The 15,876-nt window shown below is 42.0% G+C and carries 16 protein-coding genes; all 16 read left to right on the forward strand.

Going from position 1 to position 15,876, the window contains the following annotated elements; translation table 11 throughout:
• The first annotated feature begins 6 nt into the window (after nucleotides 1-6).
• Entirely contained in the window at nucleotides 7-1,182 is a 1,176-nt protein-coding gene (locus tag D5F11_RS11445) for a phage major capsid protein (RefSeq protein ID WP_120119092.1), read from the forward strand.
• Between the two features lie 16 nt (nucleotides 1,183-1,198).
• Nucleotides 1,199-1,525, forward strand: a complete 327-nt coding sequence (locus tag D5F11_RS11450) for a head-tail connector protein (RefSeq protein ID WP_120119091.1) — start codon at nucleotides 1,199-1,201, stop codon at nucleotides 1,523-1,525.
• Complete coding sequence (locus D5F11_RS11455; protein WP_120119090.1) at nucleotides 1,522-1,857, forward strand: phage head closure protein; 336 nt, start codon at nucleotides 1,522-1,524, stop codon at nucleotides 1,855-1,857. The genes D5F11_RS11450 and D5F11_RS11455 overlap by 4 nt, the downstream gene beginning before the upstream one ends.
• Nucleotides 1,854-2,249, forward strand: a complete 396-nt coding sequence (locus tag D5F11_RS11460) for an HK97-gp10 family putative phage morphogenesis protein (RefSeq protein WP_120119089.1) — start codon at nucleotides 1,854-1,856, stop codon at nucleotides 2,247-2,249. The genes D5F11_RS11455 and D5F11_RS11460 overlap by 4 nt, the downstream gene beginning before the upstream one ends.
• Entirely contained in the window at nucleotides 2,246-2,641 is a 396-nt protein-coding gene (gene gp17, locus D5F11_RS11465) for a tail completion protein gp17 (protein ID WP_120119088.1), read from the forward strand. Before D5F11_RS11460 ends, gp17 begins: the two co-directional genes overlap by 4 nt.
• A 2-nt stretch (nucleotides 2,642-2,643) precedes the next feature.
• On the forward strand, nucleotides 2,644-3,240 hold the full coding sequence (locus D5F11_RS11470) for a major tail protein (protein WP_185830638.1): 597 nt from the start codon (nucleotides 2,644-2,646) through the stop codon (nucleotides 3,238-3,240).
• 3 nt (nucleotides 3,241-3,243) lie between these two features.
• A complete protein-coding gene (locus tag D5F11_RS11475) occupies nucleotides 3,244-3,423 on the forward strand; it encodes a hypothetical protein (protein WP_120119086.1) in 180 nt (59 codons plus the stop codon).
• Nucleotides 3,424-3,462: 39 nt separating this feature from the next.
• Nucleotides 3,463-3,807: a phage tail assembly chaperone G gene (gpG, locus tag D5F11_RS11480; protein WP_120119085.1), complete on the forward strand. Its 345-nt coding sequence runs from the start codon at nucleotides 3,463-3,465 to the stop codon at nucleotides 3,805-3,807.
• Nucleotides 3,808-4,033: 226 nt separating this feature from the next.
• Nucleotides 4,034-8,125 (forward strand): phage tail tape measure protein, encoded by a 4,092-nt coding sequence (locus D5F11_RS11485; RefSeq protein ID WP_120119084.1) that lies wholly within the window; start codon nucleotides 4,034-4,036, stop codon nucleotides 8,123-8,125.
• Nucleotides 8,118-9,581 (forward strand): distal tail protein Dit, encoded by a 1,464-nt coding sequence (locus tag D5F11_RS11490; protein ID WP_120119083.1) that lies wholly within the window; start codon nucleotides 8,118-8,120, stop codon nucleotides 9,579-9,581. The genes D5F11_RS11485 and D5F11_RS11490 overlap by 8 nt, the downstream gene beginning before the upstream one ends.
• Before the next feature lie 11 nt (nucleotides 9,582-9,592).
• On the forward strand, nucleotides 9,593-13,195 hold the full coding sequence (locus D5F11_RS11495; protein ID WP_120119082.1) for a phage tail spike protein: 3,603 nt from the start codon (nucleotides 9,593-9,595) through the stop codon (nucleotides 13,193-13,195).
• A gap of 11 nt (nucleotides 13,196-13,206) precedes the next feature.
• Nucleotides 13,207-13,512 carry a hypothetical protein gene (locus D5F11_RS11500; RefSeq protein ID WP_120119081.1) on the forward strand — a complete coding sequence of 102 codons (306 nt, stop codon included), beginning with the start codon at nucleotides 13,207-13,209 and terminating at the stop codon, nucleotides 13,510-13,512.
• Between the two features lie 24 nt (nucleotides 13,513-13,536).
• Nucleotides 13,537-13,743: a hypothetical protein gene (locus D5F11_RS11505; RefSeq protein ID WP_120119080.1), complete on the forward strand. Its 207-nt coding sequence runs from the start codon at nucleotides 13,537-13,539 to the stop codon at nucleotides 13,741-13,743.
• A gap of 68 nt (nucleotides 13,744-13,811) precedes the next feature.
• On the forward strand, nucleotides 13,812-14,318 hold the full coding sequence (locus D5F11_RS11510; RefSeq protein WP_120119079.1) for a hypothetical protein: 507 nt from the start codon (nucleotides 13,812-13,814) through the stop codon (nucleotides 14,316-14,318).
• 60 nt (nucleotides 14,319-14,378) lie between these two features.
• Nucleotides 14,379-14,852 (forward strand): phage holin family protein, encoded by a 474-nt coding sequence (locus D5F11_RS11515; RefSeq protein ID WP_120119078.1) that lies wholly within the window; start codon nucleotides 14,379-14,381, stop codon nucleotides 14,850-14,852.
• Nucleotides 14,853-14,893: 41 nt separating this feature from the next.
• On the forward strand, nucleotides 14,894-15,817 hold the full coding sequence (locus D5F11_RS11520) for a glycoside hydrolase family 25 protein (RefSeq protein ID WP_120119077.1): 924 nt from the start codon (nucleotides 14,894-14,896) through the stop codon (nucleotides 15,815-15,817).
• Nucleotides 15,818-15,876: the final 59 nt, after the last annotated feature.

Raw genomic sequence — 15,876 nt, forward strand, 5'->3', positions numbered from 1 at the left:
GAAAACATGAATCGTATTGCAGAAATCTTGAAAAGAAAAGCAGAAATTAACGAAATGTTAAAGGATGAAAAGCGCAGCAATGATTTGGATTACAAGGCTCTTGAAAAGGAAATTCGTGAGTTGAATGAGGAGTTGGAAGAGCTGCAGACGCGTGAACGCCTCATGAAAGAAACCGAACAGCTTAATAATGGGGAAGTTGAAGAGCGCAGCCTACATGAACAGGCTCATCAAGGCGGCGAAGAAAGAACTTTGATTGAACCCACCGATGAACAGAGAGAAGCGTTTAAGGCTTACCTTGAGACACGTGAAATTGATGGCGGGTCACTCAAAACGGATTCCGGTTTTGTTGTAATTCCGGAACAAATTGTACTGGAAATTATGAAGTTAAAAGAAGTGGAGTTCAACCTTGACCAATACGTCACTGTAAAGCAGGTAGGTTACGGAAGCGGCAAATATCCAGTTGTTCGGCAGTCTGAGGTTGCTGCTCTCCCGGAAGTTGCAGAACTTGAGGAAAACCCTAAGCTTGCTGTCAGACCTTTCTACGAATTAGGATATGACATCAAAACATATCGCGGTTACTTCCGTGTTTCCCGTGAAGCTATCGAAGATGCGGCAGTTAACATCTTGGCTGAATTGATGACCTGGATGGCTCGTACTATTGCGGCTACGCGTAATGCTGCAATTATAAAAGCTATTAAAGAAGGAACACCTGGTGAAAAAGGCAAAACGCTAAAATTGGCAACCAAAAATGCGGTCGGTATTGATGGCATTAAAGATGCGATTAACCTTAACTTGAAGCCAAACTATGAGCATAATGTAGCAATCGTCTCTCAAACAGCCTTTGCCACACTTGACAAAATGAAAGACAAGCAAGGTAACTACTTGCTACAGCCGGACATCAAGGAAGCTAGCCAAAAACGTTTGCTCGGCGCTCAAGTCGTTGTCCTACCAGATGAAATGCTTGGGGCAAAGTCGACTAATACAATCATTATCGGTAACTTGAAAGACGCAATTGTCCTGTTTGACCGTAGCCAATATCAAGCGTCCTGGACTGATTACATGCATTATGGTGAAGCCTTAATGGTAGCTGTCCGCCAAGATGTTCGTATTCTTGATGAGAAATCGGCAATTATTATCAATTTTGAAGCAGAAGCTCTGACAGAGGAACCAGAAGGGGTTTAAGAAGGAGGTAATTTAGTTGCTTCCACTTGATGTAAAACGAGTCAAGAGTCATATGAGGGTATCCCATAACCTGGACGACGGGGACATCAAAGAGTACCTTGAATTTGCAAAACATGATGTGATTGAAGCGGTGTTTGATAGTAGAGACGTGAGCTTGAACAAAACCGAATTGGAAAAGGATCCTTCTTTTCGTAAAGCGGCGATCATGCTCACGTCTTATTATTATGAAAATCGGTTGGCTATGCAGGAAGTTTCTAAAAGTGGCGGCGTACAAGAATCACCTATGTCTGTCACTCACGCGATACAAATTCTTAGAGCACATAGGGATAGGTACTTGAAATGAGCCGTATGAAATTTGATTTTTCCAAGCTGAATCAGCCGATTACTATCAATGAATTAAAAAACGTTAGTAACAATGGTAACCCTACAAAACCACATCCGGTCACGTTTTATGAGTGTTTTGCCCATGTTGAGACTGTTAGTTTAAAAGACTATGAGACAAGCATACAGACAGGGACGCAGCATAATATCAAGGTGTTTATTCGGAACTATCCCGGCATTACAAACAAGATGCAGATTAATTGCAATGGCCAGGATTATAACATCAATCAAGTTCTGTTTGATTATCGACAATCGGGGTTCACCGTTCTTATTGCGAGCGAGGTGACCCGATGAGCGTTCAAATTAAAGGTTTGAGAGAGGTGATATCCAATCTCTCAAAAAAAGAGAGGGACATCATACGGGCTGCGAAGGCGGGGAATTTGGCAGGCGGAAAAGTCATCAAGGAAGAATTAAAGAGCAATGTTCCCCGCAGTGGCTACAGCGGAGCGAACCCACAAGCGAGATTGGCGGATAATGTGGTCATGAGCGGTAATCGAACAGATGGTGGTTCTGGGGAAAGCTATGTCGCGGTGGGATTTAACAAAGCAGCAAATTTCCGGGCGCATATCCCCGAGTTCGGGTCTATTTCTCAATCGCCGCAGGGATACATGACGAAAACCGTACATGCTACTGAAAGAAAAGTCGCTCAAGAAATGGAAAAAGCGATCAGGGGGGCGATAAGTTGAGCGGTATATACGAAATTGATTCATTGCAGCTGGCCTATGAGACCTTTCTACACGATGAAGATTTAATGAATCTTATTGGTGGTCCAGATAAGGTTTTTAAATATCATGTACCGGAAGAAAACAGGCAAGAGACTCCAATCATTCGGATTTACCCAATATCTGAATTGCCAACTGGATATGCAGATAACAAGCAACATGCCTGGGATTGTATCTTACAGATTGATGTTTGGGATGATTCCGATGCCAGGACAATCGCTTTAAAGATTCACAAACTCATGAAGTCAATCAATTTTAAACAAAGCACCCCTACTTTTGAGTATGACCCGGACACTTATTTATACCGGGACTGCCGAAGGTACAGGGGTGTTTTAATTTCTGAAAAAGGAGAATGAAAATGGCAGCAGAAAAGAAAAAAACAGGCGGTACTATTGGTATTGACAAATTTTATTATGCAATACAAACAGTAGATACAGAGGAGACAGTATCTTATGGAGAAAAAGTCCGGGTCCCTTATGCCCAGAGCGTCAATATAGAAACAGAGCAGGAAATTGCGAAAGCCTACGGAGACAACAAGGTTGCTGAAATGGCTGTCTCCACAGGTTCTACTTCCTTAGAAATGCAGTTTCACGCTATCCCAATTGAGGATCGTGTTGCTTTACTAGGGTTGGAACAGGACGAGGATGGTTTGGTTATCCAGCGATCACAAACTAACCCTCCATATGTGGCTGTTTGCTTAGAAAAAACAACTACAGATGGCGCTGAACTATTAGGACTTACAAAAGGTATGTTTATGCTGCCAGCAACCGAAGCACAGACAAAAGAAGATTCTCTTGAATTTGGTAGCGACACTTTGAGCGGAGAGTTTGCAGGGCGCACCTATGACGATGCGGCAATCGTCCGCATACGAGTGGGTAAAAGCGACGATGCAAAGCGTCAAAAATTCGAGAAAATGGTCTTCAATCCTGCTGGCACAGTTCCGGAAGGAGTTTAAAAAATGGCGAAATATGAAGTGATTCACGATTTTACGGATTTGCAGGATGATAACCAGGTTTATTTTAAAGGTGATTCGTTTCCGGATCCGGTTAACAAACGAATAAAAAAAGAACGAATTAACGAGCTGCTAAGCAATAAAAACAAGCAAGGCAGGGCTGTTATTAAAGAAATTAAGGAGTAGGTTTAGCGCCTACTCTTTTTATTTTGGAGGGAAAAAATAATGGTTAAGCATTATGACGAATCAACAAAAACTATCACGCTGGTTACTGATGTTAAGTATGACAATGGCGGCAAGCCTAAGTTAGAAACCAAGGAATTTTTATTCCCTATTTTTGTTAAGGGAGTTTACACAAAAAAAGCGATCCAGCTCGGGAAAGAACTTGAAGGAAATAACTACGTTGTTCCAGAGGATCTATTTGATAGATTGACTGCTTTTATTGTGGATATGTACGGAAAGCAATTTACAACTGATCAGTTGGTAGACGGGATCCATTCTGGAAAAATTATTGAAACCTATATTGATATTTTGATGGGGACTTTACAAGGCGATTCAAAAAACGAATAGACGGCGAAGAGGAACTGACAGATGAAGATTTTAGTTTTTCCAGGCAACAGGAAAACCTAGATCAACTCTTTGCCGCACTTTTAAAAGAAGGTCATTCCATACATGACATTTACGAAATGGACATATTAGAACTTTTACGTTTGAAAAACTTAAAAGCAAAAAAGAAGAAGTCGAGAAAAGTAGAGTCTTTCTTCGACCTCTTTTAAAGAAAGGAGGAAAATGACGAATGGCAATTGGCGGCACACCAGTAGGGAATATGATCATCAAAGTGGATCTTGATAGCGCTGGTGTAGAAAAATCCATGACTGGCCTGCAGCGTCAACTTAAAAGCTCTAATAAAGCAATGGGTGCACAGCTTTCAGCCTTTGGTCGTGGTGAAAAGTCAGCTGCAAAATATGGAGTTCTGATTGAAGGTTTGACCAACAGACACCGTATACAGGCACGAATGGTTGAGGAAGCCAGAGAAAAATATAGGGCTATGTCCAATCAATATGGTGAAAATAGCGTTAAGGCTCAAAAGGCATCCCAGGTGCTTAATGAGCAGATTGCTAGATACCAGGAGACTGGTAGGGAATTGGACAATGTATCTGCTGAATTTAAAGAGTTTCAAAGAGTCCAGGACATCCAAAATAAAGGCTGGTATAGAGCTGCTGACAGTATGGAGCAATGGGGCGGCAAATTAAAAGGTGCCGGGGCCGCAATGGATCATACAGGTCAGCAACTAACGCGTAAAGTTACTCTACCGTTAGGAATCGTTGGTGGTCTTGCGGTTAAGACCGGTATGGATTTTGAATCTGGAATGTCAAAGGTTGCAGCAATATCGGGAGCTACTGGTAAAGACTTCAAAGCCCTTGAAAAACAAGCGAGGCACTTAGGCGCAACAACAATATTTTCGGCTAAAGAAGCTAGTGAAGGGATGCAATATTTAGCTTTAGCTGGCTGGAAAACAAAAGACATTATGGCTGGTATGCCAGGTATGCTTAACTTAGCTGCAGCTGGTGCTCTTGATTTAGGGCGAGCAGCCGATATTACAAGTGATACAATGGCAGCTTTCGGCATGGATGCTAAAAAAGCCGGACATGCAGCTGATGTCTTCGCGTATGCACAAGCGAACGCTAACACGAATGTGGAGCAACTAGGCGAGGGTATGAAATATATTGCTCCTGTCGCAAATAACCTAGGTTGGACACTGGAAGGCACATCAGCGGCGATGATGGCACTTGCAAACCAAGGGTTAAAAGGTTCTATTGCTGGACAAGCCTTTGCTTCTTCGCTTAGTAGGCTGGCATCCCCTGGAATGCAGAAAAAAATAAAGGGTTTCGGTCTATCCTTCTTTGATGCGAATGAAAATATGAAACCTTTACCTGATATCATCGCTGAAATTGAAAAGAAAACAGAAGGTATGACAGCCAAGCAAAAACAAGCGATGATTACCACTCTTTTTGGTGCAGAAGCAACTAAACATTGGTCGATTCTTCTGAGTACTGGAAGCAAAGAGCTTGGAATTATGACAGAGAACCTAGAAAATGCAGATGGCACAGCAGCGGATATGGCAGCGACAATGCAGGATAACCTGGCCGGAAGTCTTAAGGAGTTAAGGTCTAAGCTAGAAGATTTATTTATTACGACATACAAAAACCTTAACCCTGCATTAAATAGATTGGTTGACAGTGCCAAAGATGCAACAGACTGGTTTGCACAATTAAGCCCAAAAACTCAAGAGAACATTATTAAGTTCGGATTATTAGCAGCTGCTGCGGGTCCAGCTATAAGTGGTTTTGGTAAGCTCACATTTGGTGCAGGGGCATTATTGGAAGTGTCAGGAAAGCTTACGAAGACTATAGGGATGGCGGGAAAATCCGGAGCAGTAGGAGCGATTGCTGGCTTGTCAAAAGCTGGTGTTGTTGGATTGGCCATTGCTGGTGTGGCTGCGTTGTCTGTTGGGGTTTATAAACTTGTACAAAAATCAAATGATGCTAAAGAAGTCAATCTTGATCTGACTAAATCTTTAAGTGATCAGGCAGTTGGTTTGCAGAAGAGCGTAGATACTTTTGATAAGTTGTCTGATAAAGCAAAGATCAGTAATGAAGAGTTAGCGCGGTTAAATGATTTAAATATCAGGATATCCCAATCCAGCAACCCGGGCGAGATTGAACAACTTCAAAGGCAATATGATGAACTTGCTAAAAAATCAGGATTGTCAAAGTCTGAACTTGAACAGTTATTTGCTGCAAATCAAAACATTATCAAACAATCCCCGGATGTTAAAAAGTCTGTTTCCGATCAAGGGAATGCTTTTGTGGAAAGTACAGCTGCTGTTAAACAGTACATTGAAAAGTTGTACGAGATGTCACGTACACAGATTGAAGCTGAGAGGGTAAAACAACTCGAAAGGGAAAAAGAGTTAAGGAAAGAAATTGCATCCCAGCAATCTGAATATAAATCCGCAGAAAATGATCTCAACTTGTTGCTAGACGCTCAGAATATGAGTAAGAAAGAATTAAAGGCTAAGCAAACAGAAATAAATAAAGAATTGCAAAACAACATTCTAACAATGGGCGAAAAGAAAGAGCTGGAACAGCAGCTTACAACACTCCAAGATGCTCAAAAAGGAAATCTGAAAGAAGAGATCCAAAAAAGACAGGATATTCTAGCTCAAAAAGACAAGAGTGTAAAAAAATCTGAGGAAGAATTAGAGAAGATTAAGGCCCTTGATCCAGCGATTGCCAATATCAGACTTAAACAAGTCGGCATTAATGAGGAAGGAGAAAAAGGTCTAGCTCAGCTGGATAAGGTAATTGCCAAAAACCAAGAGGAAATGGCCCAGTTAGAAGCTAAACATCAAAAAAATGGTGATTTAACGGCAGAAGAACATAGGCGTTACACAAAATTGTCTGAGACAACCCAAAAGCAAATTGAAGCTCGCGATTATATCCACGATGAACTTAATCTTTATAAAGATCTTAACTCACTTGCCCAAGCTAAGAAAGACAAGCTTTCCAAGGAAAAACAGCAAAAAATTGAGAGTCTAGCAAAAACAACTGAGATTAAGGTTGAGGAAGGCAACATCGTTAAACAAATACAAAAGAAAAACGATGAACTTCTTAAAGAGAGAAATAGTCTCGAGGAAAGCCGTAAAAAGCAAGGGGCAAACACTAAGGAAATTGACAAGCAGATAGCTGCTATTGATAAGAAAAGATTAAAAAATGATGAAGTGCTCGAAAAAATATTAAAAGAACTCGGGATATGGGATCAGGTTAAAGGTTCCATCCAAAAAGCATCTGGTGAAGTTGGTAAAAAGAACCAGAAGCAAAAAGAAACAAACAAGGAACTGGACAAAGAAAATCAAAAACATGATCAAGGCAAAAAGAAACAGCAGGAAAAAAATAAGGCCATTGATCAAGGTACAGGCAAGCAAAAAAGCCAGGGGCAGCAGATTGATAATAATAATAAGAAAACCGATAAAGGTATTCAAAAGGAACAACAGCGCACCAAAGAAGCTGGTAAGTCCGTAGATAAAAAGGTCACTGCTAAAGATCATGGGACTGTAGCAAAGATTGATCAAAAAGCCAAAGCTCCGAAAGATAAAAGAGTAACAGCTAAAGACCATGGATCCGTTGCAAAAATTGATCAAAGAGCGAAGGCTGCTAAGACCAAAAAAGTAAACGTGACAGCTGGTTCATCAATAACCACTTTAAATAGGCAGGCTTCTAGTCCAGTTACGAAAGTGGTTAATTTTGTTGGCAAAGGTTTAGGGAAATTGAAATTCTGGGCAAAAGGGACACCGCCTCAAGGACATCCAGGTGGTGCAGCAGTTGTAGGTGATGGCGGCGGCCGTGAATTAATTAAGCTCCCTGATGGTAGGTCCTTTTTGTCACCGTCCACAGATACCTTGTTAAACTTGCCGCGTGGAACTCATGTAATTCCGCATCGAGAAACGGCTAGGCTTTTGAAATCCGTTAAACATTATGCTGCTGGTACAAAAAATTGGAAGAGCATGTTTGAATTTGAAAATGTGAGAAATAACGAATTCATGAAACTGCTTGCCCTCACTGGTAGAAACTCAGAAGCCAAAGTTCAATTTGCGACTAATACTGCCAATGTCCAAAAAGGCAATGACAACCAACATCTTGAGAAGATAGTCGAGAAGTTAAGTGAACAGGTTAAAGACACGAAAGAAATTGTGTCGCTTCTTGCTCAATTGCTAATGAAAGATCCTAACATATACATCGATGGGCGGATGGCAAGTGTACCACTGGAAAAGCATATAACCGAAATACAAAACAGGAATAAGGAGATGAGGGAAAAATTTGTCTAAAAAATCTTTTTCATTTAACGGCATAAGAAAACCTTGGCTGCACATGACCAGAGGGAGAAATAAGCCTTTATTTGTCCCCATCCAAAGAAACATATTAAAAGTACCTGGAATGGCCGGGGCTTATTTGCAGTCAAGTGAAATACAACCAATGGAGTTTGAACAACCTATTGCTTTCATTGCAAAGAATGATGTACATGCTTTGCAATTGAAGGATGAGCTTGCAGCATGGTTAATAACCGACACCCCAGCTCCGTTAGAATTCGATGATGAGCCAGGGCGCACTTATTATGCATTAGTCCAGAACACAATTGAAGACTTTGAGAGGATAGCAATATTAAGGCAAGGAACGATTCAGTTTCTTTGCCTTGATCCATATGGTTACGGCCCCGAAAAAATCCTAACTTTCCCGACTGATGCTGTCAAAATCGACAACAAAGGCACAGCCGAAGCTGACCCTATATTTGAATTGACAGCGAAAAAGAAAACAACCTTTGCCATGATCAGTAACGGCGATGAGGTATATAACTTAGTTGGCAAGCCTGCTGATGTAGACGAGCAATTGGTCAATGAAAAAACGTTGATCTTTGATGAACGTGGTGACACACTCAGTTCCTGGACTTCTGCTGGCACAGCCATAGACCATATGGGTAAAGTGACAGGTAAACTTGTACCTGACGGTACTGGCATTGTCGTTGAAAGCTACGGCACACCCGATAAGGATCAGTGGCATGGACCAGCACTCATGAAAGAAATCACTCCTGTCCAAGACTTTGAAATTGAAATGCGCTGCCGTGCAGAAACGACAAACCCAAAACAGACGTATCGGATTGAATTTTACTTGTACGATGAACACATGAACGTTCTCGGAAAAATGGCGATATGGGACAGTTCGGACAAACGTATTCAATACGCCGCAGAAGGTCGTTACGGGCCATTCTTAGGTTCTCGTATCCACTATCCTATATACTCAGCTAACTATCTAAAACTGGAAAAGCATTTCCACGGTATGGTCCGAATGCGGCGCATTGGAAAGAGGTTCGAGTTTTATGTAGCAAGGCTGACTTCTGGTGCTGGATCAAGCGGCAAGCATTATGACACTTTAACTAAGGTTTACAACGATGTGGCAAACGAGTACCAGGGCAAGCTTAAATATGTTCAAATCCATATCGGCAAGTACAGAGGCACCAGCAACGCCAATTTACCACGGATTAATGCTATTAAGGCATATAAGCATACGACAGCTACTGTAGACCAGACGCCGTATATTATGGATGCCGGAGACGTACTGACGCTTGACCATAAAACTAAAGATATTCTTCTTAACGGAGAATCACGAAAGGATCTCAAAAATTTTGGAGGTTCTTTTTTTAAGCTTAAAAAAGGTGAAAACATGCTGCTGGTTTCCCCGGAGGATACGTTTGATACAAGGGCTATATTCCAGGAGAGGTTTTTGTAGGAGGTGGTACCATGTCCCAAATCCACATTTTAGACGGGCAGAATGACTTGATTTTGGATTATGTCCAAGCCGATGACATCGTAGATGATGACCACCGAAAATCATTAGAGGATACATTGGAAACATACGAATTTATTGCAAAGGGTGAACGCAGCTATACGGAGCATCTCGGAAAAAGGAACCGTCTCATCATACCCGATGAAGACGGTTCTTTAGTTGAGTTTGTCATCTTTGAAGCTCCAAAATACAACGACTCGGAAGGACGTAAGGTCCAGGTCTTTGCACATGCAAGTTACCTTGAATTGCGTAAAGCCGGAATCATTTACCCGGACTTGAAAGGCAAGAAACGTACAGCTTCACAGCATGCGGGATTTGCTTTAAACGATACTGGATGGCAAGTAGGCACAGTTGAAGCAAGCGGAGAAAAAACCTTATCCATCAGTGAACATACAAGCCCGTATGAGTTTCTAAAGCATATCGCTAAGGAATACGGTGTTGAATTGCGTTTTAGGGTGGAACATAACGGTAAGCAAATAACAGGACGCTATGTCGATCTATTACAACGTGTGGGCGAATGGCGAGGTCGTGAGGTTGAGTTTGGCCGTGACCTGGACGGCATCAGAAGGGTAGAGAAACAGGACATTGTCACGGCTTTGCTCGGCTTGGGTCCCGAGCAAGAAAACGGCACGCGTATCGAGGTATTAGTAGAGGACTTTGACGCCTTGGAGCGCTGGGGCAGGGTTGACGAACATGGCAATTTAAAGCACTTGATTGAGCCGTATGAAATCGAATCCGAACGTACCGAAATGACCGAAACAGAAGCCCGGCGATATACTAAAACAGCGTTGAACAAGCGAATCAATACGCAGGTGACATATGAGTGTACAATCGTTGACCTTGAAAATGTCCCAGGCTTGGAGAACGAAAAAATCCGTTTTGGTGACACTATCCGAATCAAAGACACGTCATTTGTCCCACCCTTATATCTTGAAGCACGAGTATTTGAGCAGGAGCGCTCCATTAAAACAACTGCTAAAAAGGATATTAAACTTGGAGATTTTGTCGAATATACCGAGGAAGATGTTAACGCCGTTTGGAAACAATTGAAAGAGCAAATAAAGAATCGCGTATCTTACTATGAAATGGTCGAGTACACATACGACAAGCTCACCATTGACGATAAAGACGAAACGTATTTCGAAGAAGGGAAGTCTTTTGCTGAAGCTGTTGGGATTGAGGCCAAAGGGCATGCTGATTTTGTGGCAAGCAATGCCGAAGCAAATGCCAAAGATTTCGCTATTATCCAAGATGCCCTTATCAAAGCGGCCGCCGAAGGCTATGCCGATTCAAAGGCTCAATCAGCACTAGATCAAGCCAAGATGTATTCAGTTGCTAAAACTGTTTACGAAAATAAGATGAAGGAAATTGCCGAGGATATTGGCAAAAAGGCACCAATTGAGTATGTGGATGGGCAACTGAGACATGCGATTGATGGGTTAGTGATTGGTGGAAGGAACCTGGCCAGAGAGACAAGTGAAATTCCAAGGACGGTGACTATCGGTCAATACGGATATAGTGGATTACTGAAAGTACCTATTGACGGGGTTCTAGTTTCGCATGGAGATCAAGTTACGTTTAGTATTTACGTGGAAGATATTCCAGATGGCGAATCAGTATACGCTCGGCTTGACTGGTTTAAACCTGATGGAACTTATGATTCAGTGGCGTATGCTATTGGAAAAACTTCCAATAACGGTCGAATACAAATTACTGCAAAAGTGACCTCTGATACCGCTTATACTGAAATACGTGGAAGGGTAATGCCTTACCTTTGGAGTAAAAACTATAATGTTAAAATTTCAAGCGAGAAATTAGAAAAAGGCAACAAAGCCACCGACTGGACACCTGCCCCTGAAGACATGTTTTCCGAAATTGAAAAGAAAGCGGACGGCTCAACTGTCTACACTATCGAGCAGGTAGACAACAAATTTAATAACTATGTCGGCATTACACAGTACACCACAGATCAGGCCGAGATCGTCCAAGGTTTCCTTGATTTTGGTACACGCATAGCACAGAACGAAACAGCTATTGGGCTAAAAGCCGATGATACGAAAGTTAATCAGATTAATAATTCCTTAACTCAAAAAATCGGGAATGTTGAAGTTAAGGCTGATGAAGTTTTTACTCGAGTAAGTGAGGTTAAGGCAGAGGTTGATGGGCTTGAGATTGGTGGGCGGAATTTTATTCGTAATTCCGATGTGTACCTGACGGACGTTAAGTATGTGTCACACACATTCTCGCCGGAAAATGAGGTACTTATATCTCCTGAAGATATGGAGAGTGGACCTTTCACAATCTCCGTTGACATTGATGTTAAGAATGCTACGAAAGGAACTTACACGGGAAGAGTTGGTGCGGAGCTATCGGTAGCATATACTGACGGAGAGAACGCTTGGTTCGGAGCTTGGTTAAAGATACCGGATACTCCTATAACAAATAAATTACGTCTGTCAGCTACATTTCCTAAGGTGACAAAGAAAATATCCCATATACGTAGTTTCGGTATATACATTCAGTGTATCGGAGATAGCATGACGGTGGGACGTCCAAAAGTAGAAAAAGGCAACAAAGCTACCGATTGGACCCCCGCTCCCGAAGATACAGACGCAGCAATAAGCGACGTCAAAGGCCGTGTCGAAACAGCCGAAGGTGAAATACGTACACTTGCCGGAGAAGTAATCGCCAAAGCAAGCAAAACAGTCGTTGACAGTTTAGAAAAACGCGTCACCAGCGCCGAGGGAGAATTGAAAGTCCTGCCCGGTGAAATCAACGCTAAGGTCAGCAAAGATGGAATTATCGGCGCATTAAACCTAACGCCAGAAACAGCACTCATTGACTTCAAGCGCGTCAAAATGACGGGTGAACTCGAAGCCAAGCATATTAAATCGCTAAAAGGCTTAAATATCAACGATCAATTTATCGTCGACGCTAATGGTAAAGTCACTATCGGCAACCAGCGTGTAACCATTGACGACAAAGGAATACAAATACGCCGTCCTGACGGTGCTGTGGCGGTTGATAACGGGCTGATGCATAATGCGTACAGTGTTAGCGGAAATGACCCACACTATATGAAACGGGGAAAAGCCACAGGCGGGGCTACCAGTCCTTTCTATTTTAAAGCTTTCCAGGAATACTCAGGCTCAACTTTTATCGGCTACAAAGGCATGCTGGACGGACGGGGCGACCCTAACGATTTCCAAACATATAGTGATGTACGGGATACTAATACTAACGGTATTGTATTTCAGCGCTACGAATATATCCACTCCGCAAGATATTTTGTTGTGAGTTTACAGGTGGCGTCAGGCGCTGGCGCATTCGCGGTCATGCTTTTTAATGATGGCTCAGACAACCTAACGTCAAGGGTCTACTATAAAAGGATTGAAAGTACTTTTTCAGGTGAACAGCTTTGCATTGTCGATATAGGCAAGCCTACTTATTCCAGAAAAGAAATGCACATGAAATTCGGTTGGACACATGGTATGGGTCCTGCAAGTGAGAAAATTGAATTCCGGGTCCAACGTGTTATCCAAACAGACTTCATCTAGGAGGTGTGCTAATGGAAATTGAAACTTATAGAGACAATCCCGATGGCAAATACGTCAAAGTATTCTTTTCCGTAGAAAACGGTAATGTCACAGGAGTTACTATTGGTAATCAAGCCATACCCGTAGAGCAGGGTTTCCAGTTTTTTGTAGAACCCCATATCGCCCTACAGATCGACAAATGCGAAATGTATATGGATGGATTCACGCCAAGGTTACGAGTTAAAGAAGGCGAGGAAATCGAAGTTCCCGACGAAAAAGAAAAACGTATCCGGGAGCTGGAAGAAGAACTGGAAAGGTTGAAAAATGAGGCCGAATAATATAATCGAAAGGTGTGGGCATCAATGCAATTAGAGATTACTAGAAGAAATGAAAACATCGTTAATGGAGAAGTTGAAAGCGTACAGGTGCATTACAAATTATCCAGCGATGATTATAGAAGTATGCACAATGGCTTCATTGAGACAGACCGGATAGATGCAAGTATTCCGGAATTAAAGGAGATTGTAAAGGAAACATTAGCTGAACAAATTTCTCAAATAGCCGAGTAGGGCTTTTTTATTTTGCAGGATTTCCTCTTCTTTTGTCGAATGGATAAAGGGAGAGTGAGGAGTTTCCTATGAAAGTATTACCATATGAACAGGATATGAGATTGGCGTTTAACAATGATTCTATTCGGTTATCATTCCAAAAGCTTAAAGAAGCAATACAAAGCACAGATAACCAAGAAGTATACACAGCGATTGGCGAATTATTATTATGGGTAGTTACGACAGATGAATGGCATATTGAGAATGGTTTAGCAGATTATAAAGAAAGAAAGGGAAAAGATGAAGACGGGAAAATTCTGTATGGAATGAGACATGCATTCAATTGTTTAAAACATAACATGTCTTTTTTTCAAATCCATCACAAAAAAGGTGGTTTAGAGTACCCCATTACTTCCCCATTAGAAACTAAAGAAATTACAATATTATGGATGCCGGCCGGGAATATTCTGAATGGCAAACACGAAAGTCAAAAAAAGAACTACATTAAATATGTTGAAGGCAGGGAGGTAGTTGAGACTTTTAAAAGTGCTATAACTTTCCTTAATAAAGAATTCGCGAAAGTAACGTTTAATTAATTATTATGAAGTACATCCGCTAGGGTGTGCTTTTTATTTTGTCAAAAAGGAGTGTTTCATTTGAAGGATCATATCATCTATTCTATTTTCGGCACCGTAGGTGCTTTTTTTGTTTCAGTTTTCAACTTTTTATATGGTGAGGACCCGGTGCGTTATATGGCGTTACTGTTATTCGGTTTGGTCATTGCCTTAGACTGGATTGGCGGTCATCGCGCTGCCAAGAAGGATGGGTCTTATGCTTCTGAGTATGGAATCGAAGGAGCATACAGGACTGTATTTTTATTGATCATGCCTGCCATTGGTCATTTAATTGATCAAATCACGGGCATGCCAGGCATTGCATTTGGATTTATTATTGCGGCATTTGGTCTTCATATATGGAAAAGTATGACGGCCAATGTGGTACGTGCTGGCTGGGAAAAATGGGTTCCTGAATGGGCTATGAATGTTGTTGCAGACGAGATTGAACATAAGATAGCCCGGGCCACTAAAAGACGCCAGGAGAAGGAAAAGTATTTAAAGGGCGACGCATAAGCGTTGCTCTTTTTTAATAATTAAAAGGGAGAGGGTATAAAATGAGTAAAATTGCAGACTTATCACATCATCAAGGTAATATTAATTGGGCAAATGCAAGTAAGGAGTTAGACTTTGCTATCCTACGGGTGCAAGACGGTTCCAGGGTAATTGATCGCCAATATAAAAATTATGTCGCTGGTGCAAAGCAATACGGCGTTCCGTTTGGTAACTATGCCTTTACACGCTTTGTCAGCATTGCCGATGCAAGAGTGGAAGCACGAGACTTCTGGAATCGTGGCGATAAATCAGCCGAGTTTTGGATCGCTGACGTGGAGGTCAAAACGATGGACGATATGCGGGCAGGTGCTCAAGCCTTCATTGACGAGCTACGGCGTTTGGGAGCCAAGAAAGTAGGTTTGTATGTTGGGCATCATGTTTACAAGCAATTCCAGGCTGATAAGATTAAAGCTGATTTTGTTTGGATTCCGCGCTATGGAGGACCTGAACCATCTTACCCATGCGATCTATGGCAGTACACGGAGACCGGACGTTTGGCAGGGGTAGCTGGCAATGTGGATTTAAACAGGCTCACAGGCAGCAAGTCATTGTCATACTTTGTTGGAGGGATGGCAACAGCTCCGCCAGCTGCCAATCAAAAGCCAGTTGCTAATGCTCATATCGTCAAAGCAGGAGACACGTTGTCCGCTATTGCTAAAAAATACAAGACGACTGTAGCCGAGTTGGTCCGTATCAACGGCCTAAAGAATCCTGACGTTATTCGTGTGGGGCAAACAATTAAACTGCCAGGATCTGCCCCAGCAAAGGCACCTACTCAAAAAGCCGTTTACCACACGGTAAAACATGGCGATACAGTGAGTGGGCTAGCCGTTAAATTTAAGGTTACCCAGGCGCAGATTAAAAGCTGGAATCAGCTTAAAGATATCAATAAGATTAATGTTGGCCAAAAGTTGAGGGTTAAATAAATATAGCGGGAGTGTAAACTTAACCGTGTAAGTGAGAGAGCGTACGGCTCTTGCTTCGC

The organism is Siminovitchia terrae, assembly GCF_003605405.2.
Classification (GTDB): domain Bacteria; phylum Bacillota; class Bacilli; order Bacillales; family Bacillaceae_C; genus Siminovitchia; species Siminovitchia terrae.

What these genes read in the sequence shown, in the direction of transcription:
- D5F11_RS11445 (WP_120119092.1), top strand. Translation starts at nt 7, where the DNA reads ATGAATCGTATTGCAGAAATCTTGAAAAGAAAAGCAGAAATTAACGAA.
- D5F11_RS11455 (WP_120119090.1), top strand. Translation starts at nt 1,522, where the DNA reads ATGAGCCGTATGAAATTTGATTTTTCCAAGCTGAATCAGCCGATTACT.
- D5F11_RS11460 (WP_120119089.1), top strand. Translation starts at nt 1,854, where the DNA reads ATGAGCGTTCAAATTAAAGGTTTGAGAGAGGTGATATCCAATCTCTCA.
- D5F11_RS11470 (WP_185830638.1), top strand. Translation starts at nt 2,644, where the DNA reads ATGGCAGCAGAAAAGAAAAAAACAGGCGGTACTATTGGTATTGACAAA.
- D5F11_RS11475 (WP_120119086.1), top strand. Translation starts at nt 3,244, where the DNA reads ATGGCGAAATATGAAGTGATTCACGATTTTACGGATTTGCAGGATGAT.
- gpG (WP_120119085.1), top strand. Translation starts at nt 3,463, where the DNA reads ATGGTTAAGCATTATGACGAATCAACAAAAACTATCACGCTGGTTACT.
- D5F11_RS11485 (WP_120119084.1), top strand. Translation starts at nt 4,034, where the DNA reads ATGGCAATTGGCGGCACACCAGTAGGGAATATGATCATCAAAGTGGAT.
- D5F11_RS11495 (WP_120119082.1), top strand. Translation starts at nt 9,593, where the DNA reads ATGTCCCAAATCCACATTTTAGACGGGCAGAATGACTTGATTTTGGAT.
- D5F11_RS11500 (WP_120119081.1), top strand. Translation starts at nt 13,207, where the DNA reads ATGGAAATTGAAACTTATAGAGACAATCCCGATGGCAAATACGTCAAA.
- D5F11_RS11505 (WP_120119080.1), top strand. Translation starts at nt 13,537, where the DNA reads ATGCAATTAGAGATTACTAGAAGAAATGAAAACATCGTTAATGGAGAA.
- D5F11_RS11510 (WP_120119079.1), top strand. Translation starts at nt 13,812, where the DNA reads ATGAAAGTATTACCATATGAACAGGATATGAGATTGGCGTTTAACAAT.
- D5F11_RS11520 (WP_120119077.1), top strand. Translation starts at nt 14,894, where the DNA reads ATGAGTAAAATTGCAGACTTATCACATCATCAAGGTAATATTAATTGG.